At 70.4% G+C, this 22,639-nt stretch carries 21 protein-coding genes and 1 pseudogene; 12 read left to right on the top strand and 10 right to left on the bottom strand.

Features of this window, described 5'->3' with window-relative positions; genetic code table 11:
* Positions 1-23 precede the first annotated feature (23 nt).
* Complete coding sequence (locus AB0K00_RS11150) at positions 24-1,394, bottom strand: phosphomannomutase/phosphoglucomutase (RefSeq protein WP_363518609.1); 1,371 nt, start codon at positions 1,392-1,394, stop codon at positions 24-26.
* A 115-nt stretch (positions 1,395-1,509) separates the two neighbouring features.
* Between AB0K00_RS11150 and AB0K00_RS11145 the strand changes: the two genes are divergently transcribed.
* The gene (locus AB0K00_RS11145) at positions 1,510-2,496 is read left to right on the top strand and encodes a cation diffusion facilitator family transporter (protein WP_363518607.1); all 987 of its coding nucleotides are present in this window, start codon (positions 1,510-1,512) and stop codon (positions 2,494-2,496) included.
* Here AB0K00_RS11145 and AB0K00_RS11140 read toward each other — a convergent pair.
* Positions 2,468-3,892, bottom strand: a complete 1,425-nt coding sequence (locus AB0K00_RS11140; protein WP_363518605.1) for an aldehyde dehydrogenase family protein — start codon at positions 3,890-3,892, stop codon at positions 2,468-2,470. The genes AB0K00_RS11145 and AB0K00_RS11140 overlap by 29 nt on opposite strands.
* Positions 3,893-4,008: 116 nt before the next feature.
* On the opposite strand from AB0K00_RS11140, the gene AB0K00_RS11135 reads away from it, so the two are divergent.
* The 5 genes from AB0K00_RS11135 (at position 4,009) to AB0K00_RS11115 (ending at position 9,995) form a co-directional block, all read left to right on the top strand.
* Complete coding sequence (locus AB0K00_RS11135) at positions 4,009-5,439, top strand: gamma-aminobutyraldehyde dehydrogenase (RefSeq protein ID WP_363518603.1); 1,431 nt, start codon at positions 4,009-4,011, stop codon at positions 5,437-5,439.
* The gene (gene gabT / locus AB0K00_RS11130; protein ID WP_363518601.1) at positions 5,439-6,740 is read left to right on the top strand and encodes a 4-aminobutyrate--2-oxoglutarate transaminase; all 1,302 of its coding nucleotides are present in this window, start codon (positions 5,439-5,441) and stop codon (positions 6,738-6,740) included. The genes AB0K00_RS11135 and gabT overlap by 1 nt, the downstream gene beginning before the upstream one ends.
* A gap of 67 nt (positions 6,741-6,807) precedes the next feature.
* Positions 6,808-8,079 carry a GAF domain-containing protein gene (locus AB0K00_RS11125; RefSeq protein ID WP_363518599.1) on the top strand — a complete coding sequence of 424 codons (1,272 nt, stop codon included), beginning with the start codon at positions 6,808-6,810 and terminating at the stop codon, positions 8,077-8,079.
* Positions 8,080-8,088: 9 nt separating this feature from the next.
* Positions 8,089-9,612, top strand: coding sequence for an aldehyde dehydrogenase (gene adh, locus AB0K00_RS11120; RefSeq protein ID WP_363518597.1), 1,524 nt, complete (start codon positions 8,089-8,091; stop codon positions 9,610-9,612).
* Between the two features lie 2 nt (positions 9,613-9,614).
* On the top strand, positions 9,615-9,995 hold the full coding sequence (locus AB0K00_RS11115; protein ID WP_363518596.1) for a DUF779 domain-containing protein: 381 nt from the start codon (positions 9,615-9,617) through the stop codon (positions 9,993-9,995).
* On the opposite strand, the gene speB is transcribed toward AB0K00_RS11115, so the two are convergent.
* The 6 genes from speB to AB0K00_RS11085 form a co-directional block, all read right to left on the bottom strand.
* Positions 9,978-10,970 (bottom strand): agmatinase, encoded by a 993-nt coding sequence (gene speB, locus AB0K00_RS11110; protein ID WP_363518594.1) that lies wholly within the window; start codon positions 10,968-10,970, stop codon positions 9,978-9,980. The genes AB0K00_RS11115 and speB overlap by 18 nt on opposite strands.
* Positions 10,967-12,163 carry a saccharopine dehydrogenase C-terminal domain-containing protein gene (locus tag AB0K00_RS11105; protein WP_363518592.1) on the bottom strand — a complete coding sequence of 399 codons (1,197 nt, stop codon included), beginning with the start codon at positions 12,161-12,163 and terminating at the stop codon, positions 10,967-10,969. The genes speB and AB0K00_RS11105 overlap by 4 nt, the downstream gene beginning before the upstream one ends.
* A gap of 3 nt (positions 12,164-12,166) precedes the next feature.
* The gene (locus tag AB0K00_RS11100) at positions 12,167-12,970 is read right to left on the bottom strand and encodes an ABC transporter permease (RefSeq protein WP_363518590.1); all 804 of its coding nucleotides are present in this window, start codon (positions 12,968-12,970) and stop codon (positions 12,167-12,169) included.
* Positions 12,970-13,872, bottom strand: a complete 903-nt coding sequence (locus AB0K00_RS11095) for an ABC transporter permease (protein ID WP_363518588.1) — start codon at positions 13,870-13,872, stop codon at positions 12,970-12,972. Before AB0K00_RS11095 ends, AB0K00_RS11100 begins: the two co-directional genes overlap by 1 nt.
* Positions 13,873-14,047: 175 nt before the next feature.
* Positions 14,048-15,196, bottom strand: coding sequence for an ABC transporter ATP-binding protein (locus AB0K00_RS11090; protein ID WP_363518586.1), 1,149 nt, complete (start codon positions 15,194-15,196; stop codon positions 14,048-14,050).
* Between the two features lie 3 nt (positions 15,197-15,199).
* Positions 15,200-16,435, bottom strand: coding sequence for a spermidine/putrescine ABC transporter substrate-binding protein (locus tag AB0K00_RS11085; RefSeq protein ID WP_363518584.1), 1,236 nt, complete (start codon positions 16,433-16,435; stop codon positions 15,200-15,202).
* A 230-nt stretch (positions 16,436-16,665) separates the two neighbouring features.
* On the opposite strand from AB0K00_RS11085, the gene AB0K00_RS11080 reads away from it, so the two are divergent.
* The 4 genes from AB0K00_RS11080 to AB0K00_RS11065 are packed head-to-tail and all read left to right on the top strand — an operon-like array spanning position 16,666 to position 20,478.
* The gene (locus AB0K00_RS11080) at positions 16,666-17,166 is read left to right on the top strand and encodes an Lrp/AsnC family transcriptional regulator (protein ID WP_203845385.1); all 501 of its coding nucleotides are present in this window, start codon (positions 16,666-16,668) and stop codon (positions 17,164-17,166) included.
* Positions 17,163-18,542, top strand: a complete 1,380-nt coding sequence (locus AB0K00_RS11075; protein ID WP_363518582.1) for an aspartate aminotransferase family protein — start codon at positions 17,163-17,165, stop codon at positions 18,540-18,542. Before AB0K00_RS11080 ends, AB0K00_RS11075 begins: the two co-directional genes overlap by 4 nt.
* Complete coding sequence (locus AB0K00_RS11070; RefSeq protein WP_363518580.1) at positions 18,527-19,135, top strand: pyridoxamine 5'-phosphate oxidase family protein; 609 nt, start codon at positions 18,527-18,529, stop codon at positions 19,133-19,135. The genes AB0K00_RS11075 and AB0K00_RS11070 overlap by 16 nt, the downstream gene beginning before the upstream one ends.
* A gap of 8 nt (positions 19,136-19,143) precedes the next feature.
* On the top strand, positions 19,144-20,478 hold the full coding sequence (locus tag AB0K00_RS11065) for an FAD-dependent oxidoreductase (protein ID WP_363518989.1): 1,335 nt from the start codon (positions 19,144-19,146) through the stop codon (positions 20,476-20,478).
* Positions 20,479-20,491: 13 nt separating this feature from the next.
* Here AB0K00_RS11065 and AB0K00_RS11060 read toward each other — a convergent pair whose 3' ends face one another.
* Complete coding sequence (locus AB0K00_RS11060) at positions 20,492-20,941, bottom strand: metallopeptidase family protein (protein ID WP_033364641.1); 450 nt, start codon at positions 20,939-20,941, stop codon at positions 20,492-20,494.
* A 173-nt stretch (positions 20,942-21,114) separates the two neighbouring features.
* Between AB0K00_RS11060 and AB0K00_RS11055 the strand changes: the two genes are divergently transcribed.
* Entirely contained in the window at positions 21,115-21,471 is a 357-nt protein-coding gene (locus AB0K00_RS11055) for a DUF3499 domain-containing protein (RefSeq protein WP_327008338.1), read from the top strand.
* Between the two features lie 47 nt (positions 21,472-21,518).
* Here the strand turns inward: AB0K00_RS11055 and AB0K00_RS11050 are convergent, their stop codons facing one another.
* Complete coding sequence (locus AB0K00_RS11050) at positions 21,519-21,776, bottom strand: WhiB family transcriptional regulator (protein ID WP_033364663.1); 258 nt, start codon at positions 21,774-21,776, stop codon at positions 21,519-21,521.
* Positions 21,777-22,175: 399 nt separating this feature from the next.
* Here AB0K00_RS11050 and AB0K00_RS11045 point away from each other — a divergent pair.
* Positions 22,176-22,538, top strand: a pseudogene (locus AB0K00_RS11045) (signal peptidase I); the annotation flags it as partial.
* Positions 22,539-22,639: the final 101 nt, after the last annotated feature.

The following is a 22,639-nucleotide window of genomic DNA, read 5'->3' as shown; positions in this document are numbered from 1 at the left end:
CCAACTCCTTCTAGCGGCGATCGTCAGCGGCGGATGACGTCAAGCATTTCATCGCGCAGGGCTGCCATCCGCTCCGCGGTCGGCGCCTCAACGTTAAGCCGCAGGAGCGGCTCCGTGTTGGATGGCCGCACACTGACCCAGCTGCCGTCGGGAAAGTCCAGCGTGATCCCGTCGAGGCGGTCGACCGGCACCGGGTAGGCGGCCTCGATCTCGGCCATCTTCGCGACCGGGTCGGTGACCGTGGAATTGATCTCCCCGGAGTCCGCGTAGCGCACGTAGTCCTTGGTCAGCGCCGACAGCGGGGCCGCCTGACCGCCGAGCATCGCCAGGGTGTGCATGGCGGCGAGCATGCCGGTGTCGGCGCCCCAGAAGTCGCTGAAGTAGTAGTGCGCGGAGTGCTCGCCGCCGAAGACGGCGCCGGTCGTGGCCATCTCCGCCTTGATGAACGAGTGCCCGACGCGGGTGCGGACCGGCACGCCGCCGTGCTCGCGCACGATCTCCGGCACGGCCCGGGAGGTGATGAGGTTGTGGATGATCGTGGCGCCGGGCGCCTTCGCCAGCTCCCGCACCGCCACCATCGCGGTGATCGTCGAGGGGGACACGGCCTCGCCGCGCTCGTCGATGACGAAGCACCGGTCGGCGTCGCCGTCGAAGGCGAGGCCCAGGTCGGCGCCGGTCTCGCGAACCTTCGCCTGCAGGTCCACCAGGTTCGCCGGCTCCAGGGGGTTGGCCTCGTGGTTGGGGAACGAGCCGTCCAGCTCGAAGTACAGCGGGATGATCGTCAGCGGCAGGCCCTGGCCGAGCACCGCCGGCACGGTGTAGCCGCCCATGCCGTTGCCGGCGTCCACGACGACGGTCAGCGGCCGGATGCCGGTGAGGTCGACCAGGTTGCGCAGGTAGGCCGCGTAGGCGTCCAGCATGCCGCGCTGCTCGATGCCGCCCTGCCGCCCGCCGGCCGGCGGCTCGCCCCGGCCCTCGAGGATCGCCTGGGCGCGCTCGCGGATCTCGGTCAGGCCGGAGTCCTGCCCGACCGGCTTCGCGCCCTGCTTGCACAGCTTGATGCCGTTGTACTGGGCCGGGTTGTGACTCGCCGTGAACATGGCGCCGGGCAGGTCGAGCGTGCCGGAGGCGAAGTACAGCAGGTCCGTGGACCCGAGTCCCGATTCGATCACGTCGGCGCCCTCGGCTCGTACCCCCGCCGCAAACGCCGAAGCAAGTGCCGGACCCGACTCACGCATGTCGTGCGCCGTCACCACGCGCTCGACGAACTCGCCGCGGCTGCGCAGCGTCTGCACGAATGCCCTGCCGAGCGCCTCGGCGACCGGCTCGTTGAGCTGGTCGGGCACCGTCCCCCGCACGTCGTAGGCCTTGACGATCCGGCTCAGGTCGATCACAGTCCGCGCTCCTGTCGTGGTCGCTGTCCTACGCCGAAGCCTAGTGCGGTGACGTTCCGCATACGTGTCAGTCCGGAGTTGCCGGTGTTAGTTCACGTCACAGGTGTGGTACAGCATGAGCGTGGCCGAGGAAGGTAACTCCAAGAGGGCGATCATCGCCGCGTTCGCCGCCAATCTCGGCATCGCCGTCAGCAAGTTCGTCGCGTTCCTGTTCACGGGGTCCTCGGCGCTGCTGGCCGAGGCCGTGCACTCGGTCGCCGACACCGCCAACCAGCTGCTGCTGCTCATCGGCGGCCGGCGGGCCGAGCGGGAGGCCTCGTCGCTGCACCCGTTCGGATACCAACGGTTCCGCTACTTCTACGGCTTCCTGGTGACCCTTGTCATCTTCCTCGTCGGCGGCGTCTTCGCCCTCTTCGAGGGATGGGAGAAACTGCACGCCCCGGAGCCGGTCGAGTCGCCGATCTGGGCGTTCGTGGTGCTCGGCGTCTCGATCGTGCTGGAGTCCTTCTCGCTGCGCACCGCGGTGCACGAGGCCCAGCCGTCCCGGCGCGGGCTGCCGTGGCTGCGGTTCATCCGGACCACCCGCTCCCCGGAGCTGCCGGTCGTCCTCGCCGAGGACTTCGGGGCGCTCACCGGCCTGGCCTTCGCCACCGTCGGGATCACCCTCGCCGTCGTCACCGGCGACGGGCGGTGGGACGCGATCGGGACCGTCGCCATCGGCGTGCTGCTGGTCGTCATCTCGATCACCCTGTCGCTGCGGATGCGCAGCCTGCTGATCGGCGAGTCCGCCGACCAGGACACGCTGCAGCGGATCGAGGCGGCGATCGAGGCGGAGCCCCTCGCCGAGCGGATGATCCACCTGCGGACCATGCACCTGGGCCCCGACCAGCTGCTGATCGCGGCGAAGGTCGCCTTCGCCGCCGACGAGACCGTGGCGCACGTCGCCGCGGCGATCAACGGAGCCGAGGCCAGGATCCGCGAGTCGCTGGACTACGAATGCTTCGTCTTCCTGGAGCCCGACGTCTGGGACCAGCGGCTGCACGAGACGCAGGACCGGCCGCCGGGCTCCGCCGCTAAAGCTGCAGACCCGTCAGGACCATGACCCGCTCGTCGGTGTAGTCGGCCATGGCGCTGGCGAGGCCCTCGCGGCCGACGCCGCTGGCCTTGGCGCCGCCGTAGGGCATCTGGTCGGCGCGGTAGCTGGGGACGTCGCCGACGATGATGCCGCCCACGTCCAGGACGCGGTGCGCCTCGAAGGCCCGGTCGAGGCGGCGGGTGAAGACGCCCGCCTGCAGCCCGAACTGCGAGTCGTTGACCGCGGCGAGGCCGGCCGCGTCGGACTGGACCCGCTCCAGGACCAGGACCGGGCCGAAGACCTCCTCGGCGACGACCTTCGCGCCGGCGGGCACGCCGGTCAGCACGGTCGGCGCGTAGGCGGAGCCGTCGCGGGTGCCGCCGGTCAGCAGCTTCGCGCCGGCCGAGACGGCCTCGGTGACCCAGGACTCGACCCGCTCCGCGGCGCCCTGGCTGATCAGCGGGCCGACGTCGGTGGCGTCCTCCCACGGCGAGCCGGTCACCTGCGCCTCGACCGCCGCGACCAGCTTGTCGCTGAGGACGTCGAAGTGCCGGTCGTGCACATACACCCGCTGCACCGCGATGCAGCTCTGCCCGGCCTGGTAGTTGGAGAACGTGGCGATGCGGGTCGCGGCCCAGTCCAGGTCGTCCCAGTCCTCGCAGACCAGGACCGCGGCGTTGCCGCCGAGCTCCAGGGTGACGTGCTTGCGGGGCACCGACTCGCGGATCTGCCAGCCGACCGGGCCGGAGCCGGTGAAGGACACCACCGGCAGGCGCGGGTCGGCGACCAGTGCCGGGGCGCGGTCGTTGGGGATCGGCACGACCGACCACATGCCGGCGGGCAGGTCGGTCTCGGCGAGGATCTCCCCGAGCAGCAGGGCGCTGAGCGGGGTCGCCGGCGCGGGCTTCAGCACGATCGGCGCACCGACGGCGATCGCCGGGGCGACCTTGTGCGCGACCAGGTTCAGCGGGAAGTTGAACGGGGCGATGCCCAGCACCGGACCCTTCGGCACCCGCTTGACCAGGGCGATCCTGCCGGTCGCGGCGGGGTCGGTGTCGAGGCGCTGCACGGCGCCGGAGAAGCGGCGGGCCTCCTCGGCGGCCCAGCGGAACGTCGACACCGCCCGGCCGACCTCACCGCGGGACCACTTCAGCGGCTTGCCGTTCTCCCCGGTGATCAGCTGGGCGATCTCCTCGGCGCGTTCCTTGAGCCGGGCGCTGACATGGTCCAGGGCCGCCGCGCGGACGCTCGCCGGGAGTGCGGCGGCCTCGTGGCGCACCGCGTCGGCTGCCGCGACGGCCTCCTCGACCTGCGCCGGGGTGGCGTTGGACGTGCTGCCGACCACGCGGCCGTCGAACGGGTGGCGGATCTCGACGGCGTCGTCGCTGGTCGCCGGTCGGCCGGCGATGTAGAACGGGGTCACAACCGCCAGACTACGCCGCCGCAGGCCCGTTCACGACGCGGAAACAGTTGCTCAAAGGGTTGTGCGCTGCGGAATCGGTGGAAGGATGTGGCTGCCGGCACTCAAAGGAGTGGACAATGACCAAGCAACTGCAGAACTTCATCGACGGCGCCCACGTGGAGCCCGCCGACGGCCGTTATTCGGACCTGATCGACCCGTCGACCGGTGAGGTGTTCGCCTCCGCACCGGTTTCGGGTGAGGCCGACGTCGACCGCGCGGTGAAGGCGGCCAGCAAGGCGTTCGAGACGTGGCGGGACGCCACCCCCGCGGAGCGGCAGCGGGCGCTGCTGAAGCTCGCCGACGCCATGGAGGACCGCGCGGCCGAGCTCATCGACGCCGAGTGCCAGAACACGGGCAAGCCGCGCGCGCTGACCACCAGCGACGAGCTGCCCCCGGCGGTCGACCAGGTCCGGTTCTTCGCCGGCGCCGCCCGCGTCCTGGAGGGCAAGTCCGCCGGGGAGTACATGAAGGGCCACACCAGTTACGTGCGCCGCGAGCCGATCGGCGTCTGCGCGCAGGTGACCCCGTGGAACTACCCGCTGATGATGGCCATCTGGAAGATCGCGCCGGCCCTCGCCGCCGGCAACACCGTCGTGCTCAAGCCGTCCGACACCACCCCGGTGTCGTCGCTGCTGCTGGCCGAGCTGGCCGCGGAGTTCCTGCCGCCGGGCGTGCTCAACGTGGTCACCGGCGACCGGGACACCGGCCGGGCCCTGGTGTCGCACCCGATCCCGCAGTTCGTGTCGATCACCGGCTCGGTGCGCGCGGGCCGCGAGGTCGCCGGCGCCGCCGCGCCCATGCTCAAGCGCACCCACCTGGAGCTCGGCGGCAAAGCGCCGGTCGTGGTCTTCGACGACGCGGACCTGGAGGCGGCCGCCGAGGCGATCGCGGTCGCCGGCTACTTCAACGCCGGGCAGGACTGCACCGCGGCGACCCGCGTGCTGGCCGGCCCCGGCATCTACGACGACTTCGTGGCCGCGATCGCCGAGCAGGCCGCCGCGACGAAGACCGGCGCGCCCGACGACGAGGACGTGCTCTACGGCCCGCTGAACAACGCCAACCAGCTGGCCCGGGTGGCCGGCTTCGTCGACCGGCTGCCCGACCACGCGAAGCTCAACGCGGGCGGCGCACGGGTCGGCGACCGGGGCTACTTCTACTCCCCCACCGTCGTCTCCGGCCTGCGCCAGGAGGACGAGATCATCCAGGACGAGGTCTTCGGCCCGGTCATCACCGTGCAGCGCTTCACCGACGAGGACGAGGCGGTCCGCTGGGCCAACGGGGTGGAATACGGGCTGTCCTCCTCGGTCTGGACGAAGGACCACGGCCGGGCGATGCGGATGACCCGCCGGCTCGACTTCGGCTGCGTGTGGGTCAACGCCCACATCCCGATCGTCGCCGAGATGCCGCACGGCGGCTTCAAGTCCTCCGGCTACGGCAAGGACCTGTCGATGTACGGGCTGGAGGACTACACCCGGATCAAGCACGTCATGCACAACATCGACTTGTGATGGGCGCCTCCGAGGACATCCACAAACGCCGCACGGCAGCGGTCGCCCGCGGCGTCAGCAGCATGATCTCGTCCTATGTGGACCACGCGGCGGGCGGCACGCTGACCGACGTCGACGGTCGCGAGTGGATCGACCTGGCCGCCGGCATCGCCGTCACCAACGTCGGCAACGCCTCGCCGAAGGTGGTGGAGGCGGTGCGGCGCCAGGTCGAGCGCTTCACCCACACCTGCTTCATGATCGCGCCGTACGAGAGCTACGTCGCCGTGTGCGAGCAGCTGAACGCATTGACCCCGGGCGCGTTCGAGAAGCGCTCGGCGCTGTTCAACTCCGGTGCCGAAGCGGTCGAGAACGCGGTGAAGATCGCCCGGCACGCCACCGGGCGGCAGGCGGTCGTGGTGTTCGACCACGCCTACCACGGCCGCACCAACCTCACGATGGCGCTGACCGCGAAGGCGATGCCCTACAAGCACGGCTTCGGCCCGTTCGCCGGGGAGATCTACCGGGTGCCGATGTCATACCCGTTCCGCGACGGGCTGTCCGGCCCCGACGCGGCCGCCCTCGCGATCGGGATGATCGAGAAGCAGGTCGGCGCCGACCAGGTCGCCGCCGTGCTCATCGAGCCGATCCAGGGCGAGGGCGGCTTCATCGTGCCCGCGCCCGGGTTCCTGCCGTCGATCGCGGCATGGGCGCGCTCATCCGGTGCGCTGTTCGTGGCCGACGAGATCCAGACCGGCTTCTGCCGCACCGGCGAGTGGTTCGCCTCCACCCACGAGGCGGTGGAGCCCGACCTGGTCACCACCGCGAAGGGCATCGCCGGCGGCCTGCCCCTCGCCGCGGTGACCGGCCGGGCCGAGCTGATGGACGCGGTGCACGTCGGTGGTCTCGGCGGCACGTACGGCGGCAACCCGATCGCCTGCGCGGCCGCGCTCGCCTCGATCGAGACGATGCGGGAGCTGGACCTGGCCGCGGCCGCGCGACGGATCGAGTCGGTCATGCGACCACGGCTGGAATCCCTCGCGGCGGCACACCCGCACATCGGCGAGGTCCGCGGCCGGGGCGCGATGCTGGCCCTGGAGATCGTCGCGCCGGGCGCCCCGGAACGGGTGCCGGGACGCGGCGCGCCGCCCGGAGCCACCCCCGACCCGGCCAGGACCGCGGCCATCCAGAAAGCAGCGCACGAGGCCGGCCTGCTGCTGCTCACCTGCGGCACCTACGGCAACGTGATCCGCTTCCTGCCGCCGCTGGTCATGGACGACGCCACCCTGGGCCGCGCCCTGGACGCGCTGGAGTCCGCGCTCTGAGTGCAGTGCCCCGGTCGCACAGGCCGGGGCACTGGCGGATCAAGCGTGACCGGGGTCACTATGGGGCATGAGGAATCCCTGGTTGGCACTGCGCGCCGGCGCCGACCCGCGGGAGCGGACCCGGCAGATGGGTGCCGCCCACGACGCATTCCTCGCCGGCGCCGGCACCGTCACCGACGTGCGCAGCGTGGTGGCCGACTCCTGGCGGCGCAGCGCCGCGGCGCACCTGGACCCCGACGCCGCCGCACCCGTGGACCTCGACTCCCTGGAGGAGTACCGGGCGACCCACCCGCTGCGGCACACCCTGCCGCTGTTCCGGGACCTGCTCGGCAGCATCGCCGAGGACGGCGACCATCTCATGGCGATCTGCGACGCGCGCGGGCGGCTGCTGTGGGTCGAGGGGCACAGCGCCGTGCTGCGCAAGGCCGAGGCGATGAACTTCGTCGCCGGGGCGCACTGGGACGAGGCGCACGCCGGCACCAACGCGCCCGGCACCGCCGTCGCCGTCGACCACGCGGTGCAGATCTTCGCGACCGAGCACTTCAGCCGCCGGGCGCAGCCGTGGACGTGCTCCGCGGCGCCGATCCACGACCCGCACACCGGGCTGCTGCTCGGCGCGGTCGACGTCACCGGCGGCGACCACCTCGCCAACCCGCACAGCCTCGCCCTGGTGCAGGCCACCGCCCGGGCCGCCGAGGCCCACCTGGCCACGCTGCCGCCGCCGCGGGCGGGACGCTTCGTCACACTCGGGCGGCACGAAGGGCTGCTGACCGCGCACAGCAAGACCCTGAAACTCGGCCGGCGGCACAGCGAACTGCTGGTCCTGCTGCTGCAGCATCCCGAGGGCCTCACCGGCGACCAGCTCGGCCTGGAGCTCTACGGTGACGAGCTCAACCCGGTGACCGTGCGGGCCGAGCTGTCCCGGCTGCGCCGGATCCTCGGGCCGCTGCTGTCGTCGCGGCCCTACCGCCTCCAGGAGCCCGTGACCGCGGACTTCCAGGACGTCGCCGCCCTGCTGCGGCGCGGCGAGGTCGCGGCGGCGCTGCGGGTGTACAGCGGCCCGCTGCTCCCCGGCTCCGACGCCCCCGGAATCGTCCGGCTGCGGCGGCTCGTGGAGAGCCAGCTGCGGGCGGCGGTCCGCGCGTCGCACGACCCGGCGCTGCTGGAGGACTGGACCAGGTCCAGCTGGGGCGCCGAGGACCTGTGGATGTGGGAGGCCCTGGCGCAGGCGCTGCCGCCCGGCTCTCCGCGCGCGGCGATGGCCCTGGACCGGATCCAGCAGCTCGCCGACGAGTACGCGCCACCGGACGCAACGTGGTTGCAACGTCCCCGTAATTAACGTCCGGGCATGACCCGTTACGCAGCACCCGGCCAGGACGGGGCCCTCGTCACCTTCCAGCCCCGGTACGACCACTGGATCGGCGGCGAGTACGTCAAACCCGTCCGCGGTCAGTACTTCGAGAATCCCACTCCCGTGACCGGCGAGACCTTCTGCGAGATCGCCCGGGGCACCGCGGAGGACGTCGAGCTCGCCCTCGACGCGGCGCACGGCGCCGCCGACGCGTGGGGGCGCACCTCCGTCGCCGACCGCGCCAACATCCTCAACCGGATCGCCGACCGGATGGAGGCGAACCTCGAACTCCTCGCCGTCGCCGAGACCTGGGAGAACGGCAAGCCGATCCGGGAGACCCTTGCCGCCGACATCCCCCTGGCGATCGACCACTTCCGCTACTTCGCCGGCGCCATCCGTGCCCAGGAGGGCAGCCTCGGCGAGCTCGACGACGACACCGTCGCGTACCACTTCCACGAGCCGCTCGGCGTGGTCGCGCAGATCATCCCGTGGAACTTCCCGATCCTGATGGCGACGTGGAAGCTGGCGCCCGCCCTGGCCGCCGGCAACGCCGTCGTGCTCAAGCCCGCCGAGCAGACCCCGGCCTCGATCCACGTCCTCATGGGGCTCATCGCCGACCTGCTCCCACCGGGCGTGGTCAACATCGTCAACGGCTTCGGCGTCGAGGCCGGCAAGCCCCTGGCCAGCAGCCCGCGGGTCGCCAAGGTCGCCTTCACCGGCGAGACCACGACCGGGCGGCTGATCATGCAATACGCCTCCGAGAACATCAAACCCGTGACCCTGGAGCTCGGCGGCAAGTCGCCGAACATCTTCTTCGACGACGTCAGCTCGGCGCAGGACGCGTTCCTCGACAAGGCCCTCGAAGGCTTCGCCATGTTCGCGCTCAACCAGGGCGAAGTCTGCACCTGCCCGTCGCGGGCTCTCGTGCAGCAGGGGCACTACGCGGACTTCATGGCCGCCGCCGTCGACCGGGTCAACGCCATCACGCAGGGCCACCCCCTGGACACCGGCACGATGATCGGCGCGCAGGCGTCCAACGACCAGCTGGAGAAGATCCTGTCGTACCTCGACATCGGCCGGCAGGAGGGCGCCAAGGTCCTCACCGGCGGCGAGCGGGCCGACCTCGGCGGGGAGCTCGCCGGCGGCTACTACGTGCAGCCGACCGTCTTCGAGGGCGACAACGCGATGCGGATCTTCCAGGAGGAGATCTTCGGGCCCGTGGTGTCGGTGACCTCGTTCGCCGACTTCGCCGACGCCATCAAGATCGCCAATGACACGTTGTACGGGCTGGGCGCCGGCGTCTGGACCCGCGACACGAACACCGCCTACCGGGCGGGCCGCGCCATCCAGGCCGGCCGGGTGTGGACCAACTGCTACCACGCGTACCCGGCGCACGCCGCGTTCGGCGGGTACAAGCAGTCCGGCATCGGCCGGGAGAACCACAAGATGATGCTGGAGCACTACCAGCAGACCAAGAACCTCCTGGTCAGCTACTCGCCGAACAAGCTCGGGTTCTTCTAGCCATGACCCCAGGCCAGTCCCGTGTCGAGGTCACCCCCGCGGCGGCCGCCGTCATCCGGTCGCTGCGGGGCGCCCACGGGCCGCTGATGTTCCACCAGTCCGGCGGCTGCTGCGACGGCAGCTCCCCCATGTGCTACCTGGAGGGCGAGTTCCGCACCGGCGCGTCCGACGTACTGCTGGAGTCGCTGCGCATCGACGGCGTCGACGAGCCCGTCACGTTCTGGATGTCGCGGTCACAGTTCGCGCTGTGGCGCCACACGCACCTGACCGTCGACGTCGTGCCCGGCCGCGGCTCCGGCTTCTCCCTGGAGGCACCGGAGGGCGTCCGTTTCCTGATCCGCTCGCGGCTGCTGACCGAGGACGAGCTAGCGGCCCTCGAGTAGGGGCTGACGGGGGTCCCACGCGTCGCCGCGGCGACGGCGGGCGATGGCGGACAGGGCCTCGAGCACGACCCGGTTGGCGAGGTACGCGGTGATCTCGGCGTGGTCGTACGGTGGTGACACCTCGACCACGTCGACACCGACGACCGGCAGCTCGTAGCAGCAGCGCCGGACCGCGTCGAGCAGCTGCCGCGAGGTGAGGCCGCCGGGCTCGGGGGTGCCGGTGCCCGGGGCCATGCCGGGATCGACGACGTCGACGTCCACGGACAGGAAGACACCGTCGCAGTCGTCGACCGCGATCGTGAACGCCTCCGTCAGGCACTCGTCGAGCCCACGGGCGACGATCTCCGTCATCTCGTACGACCGCATCCGCTGCTGCGCCATCCAGTCGAGCGTGGCCGGGCCCGGCCAGTACCCACGCAGGCCCAGCTGCAGGAAGCGGTCGCCGCGCACGGCACCGGACTCGATGAGGCGGCGCATCGGCTGGCCGTGGCCGACCAGGGAGCCGAACTCGGTGTCGCCGGTGTCGGCGTGGGCGTCGAAATGGACCAGGGAGACCCGGCCGTAGCCGAGCTGGCGGGCCACGCCGGTGGCGTCGGGCCAGGCGATGGTGTGGTCGCCGCCGAGGATCACCGGGATCGCGCCGGTGGACGCCACGGCGTACACCGCGTCCTCAAGGGAAGCGATCGCGCCGGCGGCGTCGCCGGAGAACATCTCGACGTCGCCGGCGTCGAAGACCCGCAGGTCCTGCAGCGGGTCGACGCGCAGGGCGAGCGACGGCCGGGAGCCGTCGTGAGCCAGGTAGCAGGCCTGCCGGATGGCGCCGGGGCCGAAGCGGGTGCCGGGGCGGTGCGAGGTGCCGCCGTCGAACGGCGCGCCGATGATGACCACGTCCGCTTCCGGGAGCTCCGCGAGGTCGCAGGGCGGCACGCCCAGGAACGTGATGTCGGGGCCGTACATGGGCCCGTATCTGGTCATTTTTCCTGGATACCCCACGGCGAGCCGTATGCGGTGAGCAACTCCAGGAACGGCTTCGGCGGCAGCGCCTCCGGGCCGAGCACACCGCGGCCCTGCCAGGCCCCGCTCGCCAGGAGCTCCAGGGCCACCACCGGGTTGATCGCGGTCTGCCAGACGACGGCCTGGGAGCCGTACTCGGCCATCGACCAGGCGTTGTCCACGACGTGGTACAGGTAGGTGCTGCGCGCAGCGCCGTCCTTGCCGATCCCGGTGACCAAGGTGCCCGCGCAGGTCTTGCCGTGCATCCGGTCGCCGAGGCCGGCCGGGTCGGGCAGGCAGGCGGCGACCACGTCCCGCGGCGCGACCTCGACGCCGCCGACCTTCACCTTCCGGGTCGAGTCGAGGCCGAGCTTGTGCAGCGTCTTGAGCACGTCGATGAACTCGTCGCCGAGGCCGTACTTGAACGTGACCCGGTTGCTGGCGACCCAGCGCGGGATGAGCAGGACCTCTTCGTGCTCGACGTTGACGCACTCGACCGGGCCGATGCCCTCCGGAAAGTCGAACACCTCCGGCTCGGAGAACGGCGCCGTGGTGTACCAGCCGCGCTCCCGCTCCCAGATGACCGGCGGGTTCAGGCACTCCTCGATCGTCGTCCAGATGGAGAAGGACGGCGCGAAGTCGTAGCCCTCGACGACGAGGTTCGCGCCGTCGCGGACGCCGATCTCGTGCACCTCGGAAAAGAGCTCGTCGGCGGCGTACCGGGCGAAGACGTCGGACAGGCCCGGCTCGACGCCGATCCCGACGAGGGCGAGCCGGTCGGAGACCTCCCACTGCCCGGCGGCGGCGAACTGCTCGTCGCCGAGCTTCACGCCGGTCTCCTCATAGGGCCGTTCGGCGTGCGGCTTCGACAGCGACATGGCCATGTCGAGGTAGTGCGCGCCGGCCGCGAAGGCCCCGTCGAAGATCGGCATGACGAACCGCGGGTCGACGGCGTTGAGCACGTACGTGATGCGGTGTTCCCGGCACAATCCTTCGACGGCGGCCGCGGAGGAGGCGTCGACCTGGACCGCGGTGAACCGCGGGTCCGTCACAGCCGCCTGGGCCCGCGGAAGCGAGTAGTCGGCGACGACGCAGGCCTCGAAGAAGTCGCGGCGGGCAAGGATACGCACGGCGGCGGAGCCGACGCCGCCGGCGCCGACGATGAGCAGGCGCATACGTCAGGCCTTCCGGCGCATGTTGGGGATCTGGCCGATGAGCACGACCAGGAAGGAGATCACGAACATGGCGGTGCCGATCACGTTGATCTGCGGCGGGATGCCCCGCTGCGAGGCGCCCCAGACGAACATGGGGAACGTGACGACGCTGCCGGAGTTGAAGTTGGTGACGATGAAGTCGTCGAAGGACAGCGAGAACGACAGCAGTGCCGCCGCCACGATGCCGGGCATGACCAGCGGCAGCGTGACCCGCATGAAGGTCTGCGTCTCGTTCGCGTAGAGGTCCATCGCGGCCTCCTGCAGCCGCGGGTCGAGGCCGGCGAGCCGGGCCTTGACGGTGACGACCACGAACGACAGGCAGAACATGACGTGGGCGATGACGATCGTCCAGAAGCCGAGCTGCACGCCCGTGGCGACGAACAGCGCCAGCAGCGAGGAGCCCATGACGATCTCGGGGGTCGCCATCGGCAGGAAGATCAGCGTGTTGGTCGCGGCCCGGCCGCGGAACGTGTGGCGGGCCAGAGCGAACGACATCAGCGTGCCGAGGATGACGGCGCCGAGCGTGGCGAGCGCGGCGATGGCGATGCTGAGCCAGAACGCGTGCCCGATGCCGGCGGTGCCGAACGGGTCGGCCCAGTGCGCCCAGGTGAACTTGTAGTTCTCCAGCGAGTAGGGCGCGTTGCGGCCGGCGTCGCGGAACGACATCGCGGCGACGACGCCGATCGGGACGAACAGGTACAGCAGCACGATCAGGCCGATCGCCATGACCCAGCGGTCGGCGACGTAGCGGCGTAGGCGATGCAGCATCAGAGCACCTCATCCGTTCCGGCGCGCCGCACGTAGACGAAGACCAGGACCAGGATCGCCGCCATGAGCGTGAACGACAGCGCGGCGGCGCTCGGGTAGTCGCCGACCCTCAGGAACTTCGACTGGATGACGTTGCCGATCATGTACTGGCGGTTGGTGCCCAGCAGCTGCGCGTTGATGTAGTCGCCGGCCGCGGGGATGAACGTGAGCAGCGTGCCGGCGACGACCCCGGGCATCGACAGCGGCAGCGCGACCTTGGTGAAGCGGGCGACCGGCCGGGCGTAGAGGTCACCGGCGGCCTCGAGCAGCCGCGGGTCGAGCTTCTCCAGGCTGGCGTACAGGGGCAGCACCATGAACGGCAGGAAGTTGTAGACCAGGCCGGCGATGACGGCCGGGGTGGTGGCGAGGAGCCGGCCGTCGGGCAGCGGCACGTGCAGCGCGTTGAGCGTCGTCACGACCCAGCCGTTGTCCGACAGGATGACCTTCCAGGCCAGGGTGCGGATCAGGAAGCTGGTGAAGAACGGGGCGATCACGCAGATCAGCAGCAGGTTCTTCCACCGCCCGCCCTTGAGCGCGATCGCGTACGCGAGGGGGTAGCCCAGCAGCAGGCAGATGGCGGTGGTGACGGCCGCGTAGCCGAGCGAACGCATGAAGTGCGGGAAGTATTCGCTCGCGGCGTCGGCGTAGTTGCTGAACTGCCACGTCATCGCGTAGCCCTCTTCGAGGGACCCGCTCGGATCGTAGAGGCTGGTGGCGAAGAGCTGGATCGCCGGCACCGCGAAGAACAGGATCAGCCACAGGCCGCCGGGGAGCAGCAGCAGATAGGGCAGCCAGCGCTTCCTCGGCTTCTCCAGTTTCGCGGGTGTACCGGTGGATCCTCCGACATGACCCAGAGCGCTCATGCCGCCACCTCCGCTTCGCTCCGGCGTCGGCATGAGCCAAACCTGCACCCCTGATTCGCAGCTCCTACGCTGCGCTCCGGGCCGCTCATGCCCGCCACCTCCGCTTCGCTCCGGCGTCGGCATGGGCCAAACCTGCACCCCTGATCCGCAGCTCCTACGCTGCGCTCCGGGCCGCTCATGCCAATGCCTCGGCGTCGACCACCGGTGCCACCGTCTGCCCTTCGGGACGCGGGAGCAGGAACGCGTGCTCGGGCCGCCAGTGCACGGTCACTTCGCTGGCCACCGCCTGCGGGGCGGCGACGCCGGAGTTGGGCACGAACACCGTGAGCTCGTCGGCCCAGGCGGGGCGCACCAGGTATTGCGTGCTGACGCCGACATACGAGGAGTCGGTGACGATGCCGGTGACGGACTGGTGCCCTGCCGGCACCTTGTCCAGTCCGGCCGCCAGGTGCATCTTCTCCGGCCGCACCCCGAGCCACACCGAGCCGGTGTCCGCACGGGTGCGGGCCGCGGGCAGCGAGAAGCGGGCGCCGTGCGCCTCGACGAGGACGTCGTCGCCGGACCGGCCGGTGACCGTCGCCGCGAAGAGGTTGGACTGGCCGAGGAAGTTGGCGACGAAGGCGGTGCCGGGGTAGTCGTACATCTCCACCGGGCTGCCGAGCTGCTCGATCTTCCCGGCGTTCATGACCGCGACCGTGTCGGCCATGGTCATGGCCTCCTCCTGGTCGTGGGTCACGTGCACGAAGGTGATGCCGACCTCGGTCTGGATCCGCTTGAGCTCGACCTGCATCTGCCGGCGCAGCTTGAGGTCCAGCGCGCCGAGCGGCTCGTCGAGCAGCAGCACCTGCGGGTGGTTGATCAGCGCCCGGGCCAGGGCGACCCGCTGCTGCTGGCCGCCGGACAGCTGGGCCGGCTTGCGCTTGCCGAAGCCCTGCAGGTCGACCAGGTGGAGCATCCGCTCCACCTGGTCGGCGACACCCTTGACGCCGCGCCGGCGCAGGCCGAACGCGACGTTGTCGGAGATGTTCAGGTGCGGGAAGAGCGCGTAGCTCTGGAACACCGTGTTGACGGGACGCTTGTAGGGCCGAAGCCGGGTCACGTCCTGATCGCCGAGCAGGATACGGCCGGTCGTCGGCTCCTCGAGCCCGGCGATCATCCGCAGGGTCGTGGTCTTGCCGCAGCCGGAGGCGCCGAGGAGGGCGAAGAACGACCCCTGGGGCACCGTCAGGCTGAGATCGTCGACGGCCGTGAAGGCGCCGAACGACTTCGTCACGCCGACCAGGTTGAGGTCGGCACCGCTCTCACCGTATGTCTGCTCGGACATGGATCAGGCTCCCGAGATCGCTTCGAACTTCGCCGAGAACTTCTTGTCCTCTTCCTCGGTCAGCGCCTTGAAGCTCTTGGTCTTGGCGAGGGTGGCGGCGTCCGGGAAGATCAGCGGGTTGCTGGCCAGGTCCGGGTCGAGCTTCTGCATCTCGTCCTGCGCGCCCTGGACGGGGCAGATGTAGTTGACGTATGCCGCCAGCTCCGCCGCGACCTTCGGGTCGTAGTAGTAGTCGATGAGCTGCTCGACGTTGCCCTTGTGGGTCGCCGTCGACGGGATCAGGATGTTGTCCGACCACAGCATCAGGCCCGACTCGGGCGTGACGAACTTGACGTCCTCGTTCTCGGCGCTGAGCTGGATGACGTCGCCGGACCACGCGATGCAGGCGGCGAGGTCGCCCTTGTTCAGGTCTTCCTTGTAGTCGTTGCCGGTGAACTTGCGGATCTGGCCGGAGTCGACGGCCTTCTTCAGCTTGTCCAGCGCGGCGTCGAACTCGGCGTCCGTCACGGTGCCCGGGTCCTTGCCCTGCGACATGAGGATCAGCCCGACGGTGTCGCGCATCTCGGAGAGCACCGCGACCTTGCCCTTGAGGTCGGCGCGGGTGAGCAGCTCGTCGATGGTGCGGACCTCCTTGGTCACCTTCGCGTTGTAGGCGAGGCCGGTCAGGCCGGACTGCCACGGCGCGGCGTGGTTCATGTCCTTGTCCCACGGCCGGTTGCGCAGGGTCGCGAGGGCGTTCTTGGTGAAGTTCGGCGTCTTGGTGTTGTCGAACTGCTGGACCCAGCCGAGCCCGACGACGCGGGAGGCCATCCAGTCGGTGAGCACCATGATGTCGCGGTCGATCGACTGGCACGCCTGCAGCTGGTTGCGCACCTTGCCGAAGAACTCGTTGTTGTCGTTGACGTCCTCGTTGTACGTGACGGCGATGCCGGTCTTCGCGGTGAACGCGTCGAGGGTCGGCCGCTTCGTCTCGTCCTTCTCGTCGACGTCGACATACAGGGGCCAGTTGGAGAAGTTGAGCTTCTTCTCGGTCGCGGAGACGTCGGTGGCGGTGCACGCCGCCTTCTCCGCCTCGGTCTTCTTCGCCGGCTTGGTGCCACACGCGGCGAGGGCACCGCCCGTCGCGACGAAGGCACCACCGGCGAACAGTCCGCGCATCAGGGTCCGGCGCGACAGGCCGGTGGCATTGAGGACGGCGGCCGCTTCAGGAGAGAGCGGCGGGCGAGAGGGGTTTCGCACGAGGGCTCCTACGGATCTCGGGCCGGAACCTTGGGGGGCGGTAACCGACGACCGATCCTGACACGAGGTGCCATCACAGACAAGGGATTCCGTTGTCACGATCGAGCCGCACAACGAAAAGCGCCATATGGTCAAACTGAGGTTACGGTCGTCACCCCCGCGAAATACGGGTCCGAACGACGACCGCTTCCGACGGGATCACGAATCCGCAGATCTCTCGTTACCAGGCTATGGAATTAGTTGCCAACAGCGGGGTCTTGGGCAAGAATCCACACGTGACCGAGCCCGTCCTCGACGACGTCAACAAGCGAATCATCGAGCAGCTGCAGCGCGATGGTCGCATGTCCTATGCCGCCCTGGCCAAGGTCGTCGGCCTGTCAGAGGCGGCGGTCCGGCAGCGGGTGCAGCGTCTGCTGGACACCGGCGTCATGCAGATCGTGGCGGTGACCGACCCGCTGACCTTGGGATTCGCCCGCCAGGTGATGATTGGGCTGAAGGTCGAAGGGGACCTCCGCCCGGTCGCCAAGGCCCTCGCCGCGGTGCCGGAGATCGACTACGTGGTGATCTGCGCCGGCGGCTACGACCTGCTCGTCGAGCTCGTCTGCACCGACGACGAGCACCTGCTCAACCTTCTCAACGACACGATCCGGAGCATCCCTGGCGTCACCGCCACGGAGACCTTCGTCTATCTCAAGCTCGCCAAGCAGACCTATGCGTGGGGGACCCGATGACCGATCAGCAGCCCGACGCCGCGCGCCTCGACCAGGCCGCGCGCGATCACCTCTGGATGCACTTCACCCGCCTGTCGGCGTACGCCGAGGCGCCCATCCCGGTGATCGTCCGCGGTGACGGCCCCTACATCTACGACAGCAACGGCAAGCGCTACCTCGACGGCCTGTCCGGGCTGTTCGTGGTGCAGACCGGCCACGGCCGGCACGAGCTCGCCGACGCCGCCGCCAAGCAGGCCTCCGAGCTGGCGTATTTCCCGCTGTGGTCCTATGGGCACCCGAAGGCGATCGAGCTCGCCGACCGGCTCGCCGACCTCACCCCCGGCGACCTGAACCGGGTCTTCTTCACCACCGGCGGCTCCGAGGCCGTGGAGAGCGCGTGGAAGCTGGCCCGCTCCTACTTCAAGCGCACCGGCAAGCCGATGAAGACCAAGGTGCTGTCCCGCTCGATCGCCTACCACGGCACGTCGATGGGCGCCCTGTCGATCACCGGCATCCCGGTGCTCAAGCAGGAGTTCGAGCCCCTGGTCCCGGGCGCGTTCCGGGTGCCGAACACGAACTTCTACCGCCGGCCCGACCAGTCGATGACCGAGGAGCAGTTCGGCATCTGGGCCGCGGACCGCATCGCCGAGGCGATCGAGTTCGAAGGTCCGGAGACCGTCGCCGCCGTCTACCTGGAGCCCGTGCAGAACGCCGGCGGCTGCTTCCCGCCCCCGCCCGGCTACTTCCAGCGGGTCCGCGAGATCTGCGACCGCTATGACGTCCTGCTCGTCTCCGACGAGGTCATCTGCGCGTTCGGCCGGCTCGGTGAATACTTCGGCGCCAAGCGGTTCGGCTACCAGCCGGACATCATCACCGTCGCGAAGGGCCTCACCTCCGGCTACGTGCCGCTCGGCGCGATGCTCGCCTCCGACCGGCTGGCCGAGCCGTTCCTGGAGGGCGCCAACTGGTTCGCCCACGGCATCACCTACGGCGGTCACCCCGTCGGCGCCGCGGTCGCCATGGCCAACCTCGACATCTTCGAGCGCGAGGACCTCAACGGGCACGTGCGGGCCAACTCGCCGCTGTTCCGGTCCTACCTGGAGCGCCTGTACGACCTGCCGATCGTCGGCGACGTGCGCGGCGACGGCTACTTCTTCGGCATCGAGCTGGTGAAGGACAAGGCGACCAAGGAGACCTTCAACGACGAGGAGTCCGAGGCGCTGCTGCGCGGCTTTCTGTCCAAGGCCCTCTTCGACGCCGGGCTCTACTGCCGCGCCGACGACCGCGGCGACCCGGTGATCCAGCTGGCGCCGCCGCTGAACTGCGGCGAGAGCCACTTCATCGAGATCGAGCAGATCCTGCGTTCGGTGCTGACCGAGGCATGGGCGCGCCTCTAGCTCCTGAGCCGGGCCGCACCCGGGTCCGCCGCCTGCCCGAGCTGCAGGTGGACGATCCGGCCGTGCTGCACGGCATCCTCGACGCGGGGACGGTCGCCCAGGTCGCGATCGTCCATGATGGACAGCCGTATGCGATCCCGGTCGCGTACGGCCGGTCCGGCTCGTCGGTCCTCTTCCACGGCTCCACCGGCAGCAGGCTGTTCCGTACCCTGGCCGCCGGATCGCCGTGCTGCTTCTCGGTGACCCTGCTCGACGGGCTGGTCCTGGCCCGCAGCGCGTTCGAGACCTCCATGCACTACCGCTCCGTGATGGCCCTCGGCGCGTGCACGGTGGTCGAGGACAAGCTGCCGGCGCTGCACATCATCAGCGAGCACATCACTCCCGGGCGATGGGCGGTCGTCCGGCCGCCGTCACGCAAGGAGCTGGCCGCCACCCTGGTCCTCGCACTCCCCCTGACCGAAGTGTCGGTGAAGGTGAGCGACGGGCCGCCGAGCACTTCCCCCGAGGACGCGGGGTTCGACGTGTGGACCGGGGTAGTGCCCTTCCGCGTTGAACGCGGCGAACCGATCGAGTGCGAGGAGGAGCTGTCGTGAGTTTCTGGATGTCCGCGCTCCCTCCGGTTCCGCCGCGCGCCTCGTTACCCGGCGACGCCGATGCCGATGTCGTCATCGTCGGCGCCGGGTACACGGGGCTGTGGACGGCGTACTACCTCGCCAAGGCCGACCCCTCGCTGCGGATCGTGGTCCTCGAGGCCGAGACCGCGGGGTTCGGGGCGAGCGGCCGCAACGGGGGCTGGTGCTCGGCACTGTTCCCCAAGTCCGTCCCCGCGCTCGCCCGCACCCACGGGCTGCCCGCCGCCCTGGCCTTGAACGCCGCGATGGAGTCCACTGTGGACGAGGTCGGGCGGGTCGCGGCGCTCGAAGGCATCGACTGCGACTACGCCAAGGGCGGCACCGTGGTCCTGGCGCGGTCGGCGGTACAGCTGGATCGCGCGAGGCACGAGGCCGCCGAGGCGCAGGAGCTCGGGATCGACCTTCGGCTGTTGTCCTCGGCCGAGGCGTCCGAGCGGGTCGGCGCCAGTGACGTGCTCGGCGGCACGTACACGCCGCACTGCGCGGCGATCCAACCGGCGAAGCTGGTGCGGGGACTGGCTGCCGCCGTCGAACGGCTCGGGGTGCGCGTCTACGAGCGGACCCCGGTCACGTCCATCACGTCCGGGCGCGCCGACACTCCACACGGGACGGTCCGGGCGGCGATCGTGGTGCGGGCCACCGAGGGGTTCACGCCCCGGCTGCCGGGGCTGCGCCGGGCGATCGCGCCGGTCTACTCGCTGATGATCGCGACGGAGCCGCTGCCGGCGTCGTTCTGGGAGCAAGCCGGGCTGGCGCACCGCGAGACGTTCTCCGACCACCGGCACCTCATCATCTACGGCCAGCGCACCGCCGACGACCGGCTCGCGTTCGGGGGGCGGGGCGCCCCGTACCACTTCGGGTCCGCGGTCGCGCCGTCGTTCGACGCGTCGCCGCGGGTGTTCGCGGAGCTGCGCCGGGTCCTGGTCGAGCTTTTCCCGGCACTCGGCTCCGTGGAGATCGGTCACACGTGGGGCGGGCCGCTCGGCATCGCCCGGGACTGGATGGCGTCCGTCGGCCTCGACCCCGCCACGGGGCTCGCCTGGGCCGGCGGTTATGTCGGCGATGGCGTCGGTACGTCCAACCTCGCTGGGCGTACCCTCGCCGACCTGATCCGCAAACAGGACTCCGCGCTGGTCAGTCTGCCGTGGGTGGGGCACCGCTCGCCGAGGTGGGAGCCGGAGCCGTTGCGGTGGCTGGGCGTGAACACCAGCCTGCGGGTGATGACCGGTGCCGACGCCTCGGAGTCGCGGACGGGCCGGCCGTCGCGCCGGGCCGCGCTGATGGCCCGGGTGCTGGGAGGCTGACGTGCGGTGGCTCTTACGGCTCCAGGTCCTCGGGCGCCACGCCGAGGAGGTTGGCGACCTGCTCCAGGATCACGTCGTGGACGAGGTCGGCGAGGTCGTCGTGGTCGGCGGCCCGGAACTCCAGCGGCCGGCGATACAGCACGATCCGCGGCGGCACGCCATGGCGCCCGGGGCGGCCCGGCAGCAGCCTCGCCAGGGGCACCTCGCCGTCCTCCAGGACGTCGGAGTCGTAGACATTCAGGTCGGGTGGGACGTCCTCGACCGCGAACTCGACGCCGGCCAACTCGTTGGCGAAGCGCTGCTCCAGCTGCTCGACGGAGTCCAGGACCAGGTCGTCGAACATCTCGGCGCGGGTGCGGGACATCGGCAGGGAGGCGGGCACCAGCCGGCCGCGCAGCCCCCGACCGTGCCGGTCGCGGCCACGCCGTCCCGGTCCGCTGCGTCGTCGATCGGGGCTCGCCACGCTGTCAGCGTAGCGCCACAACCATCACGGCAGCGTTTCGGCGCCACCTCGCGATCGTCCATGCCACTTCGGGGGGCCGTTCGTCAACCGGACGGGCGTGTCGGCGTGGTCACCACGGCGTGTCGAAAGGCTTCGGGGTTGGGCTCAGGCCCACGGGGCGATACGGTTCGGCCGTGAGGACCCCACGTCGATGCTCGCGCAACGGATGCCCCCGACAGCCCGTTGCGACGTTGACGTACATTTATGCCGAATCGACCGCAGTTGTCGGTCCACTGGCCGCATTCGCCGAGCCGCACTCCTATGACCTGTGCGAATCCCACGCGCGCGGCCTGACCGCACCCCGAGGCTGGGACCTGGTCCGGCACGAGGGTGAATACGGTCCGCCGCCGCCGTCCAACGACGACCTGGTCGCGCTCGCCGAGGCGGTCCGCGAGGCGGCCCGGCCCGCGCCGCACAAGGAGGACCCGGGCAACTACCCGCACCAGCAGGGCCGCCGCGGTCACCTGCGGGTCATCCCACCAGACGCATGAGGGGTCCCGGCTGTGCGGCCGGAACCCCTCACAAAACCTGCGACCTGCTAGGCAGCGCGACGTTTGAGCTTGCGACGCTCCCGTTCCGAGAGCCCACCCCAAATCCCGAAGCGCTCGTCGTGCCCCAGCGCGTACTCCAGGCAGTCCGCCCGGACCTCGCATCGCGAGCAGATGCGCTTGGCCTCGCGGGTGGACCCACCCTTCTCCGGAAAGAATGCCTCCGGGTCGGTCTGCGAGCACAAAGCGCGTTCTTGCCACTCCGGAGCGTTACCCAGCAGGTCGGCCACGACTGGTCGGCCGTCCATCAGCGTGCCTCCTTCTTGCGCACCGGCGGCGAAGCCGGCGCAACCCCCCACGCGGAAGGCGCATGTCCTACAAGGTTGCTGTTCCTCGGCGCGGTGTTCTTTATGTCCGAAAGATGGCCAACTTTCGGTCACCCCCTCGAACATCCCCCGTGAAATTACACGCGTGTAATGCGTGCGTCGTCAAGCCGAACCTGATAAATAGGCCCGCTCGGGCGATCGCTTGCACCCCGTGCCGTACCCATACCGAGCAAGCCCCGCCGGAGGTAACGGGCGACACGCCGGACGCGCCGGAAGACTCTCGGCGAGTTTGCTCAAGCGGTCCGGGTCCCGGCCGAAATACGCCGATGTGCGGGGAAACCTGGAGTTCGGCACGACGGTGGCTCGACTCGCGGTACCGTCGTGATCAGGCGGCTGCTGCTCGGCGCCGCGGTGAGCGTCGTGCTGTTCATGGTCGGGATCGTCGGCCTGGGCTGGAAGCCCTACGTGGTCACGTCGGAGTCGATGTCGCCGACACTGCACGCCGGGGACCTGATCCTCGTCGATCCGAAGGCGACATCCCTTGCTGTGTACGAGATTGTCACCTACACCGACCCGCGCGGGCTGGTCACGCACCGGGTCGTCGGCCAGTCCGACGACGGCACGTTCACCGTCAAGGGCGACGCCAACCTGCGACCCGACGCGCGCCCGATCGAGCGAAGACAGGTGGTCGGGCCGGTCCGTCTCGTCCTGCCGCACGTCGGCTGGCCCGTCGTCCAGGTCCGCACCCACCCGTTCAAGGTCGCCGGTGGCGCGCTGATCCTCGCGGTCGTCTGGCCACGCCGGCGGCTGCTGCGGATCGCCGTGCTCGGCGGCCTCGTCGCGGT

The organism is Dactylosporangium sp. NPDC049525, assembly GCF_040676755.1.
In the GTDB taxonomy this organism is placed as follows: domain Bacteria; phylum Actinomycetota; class Actinomycetes; order Mycobacteriales; family Micromonosporaceae; genus Dactylosporangium.
Note: the sequence above shows the minus strand (reverse complement) of the source record. Positions and strands in the feature narration are given on the sequence as shown.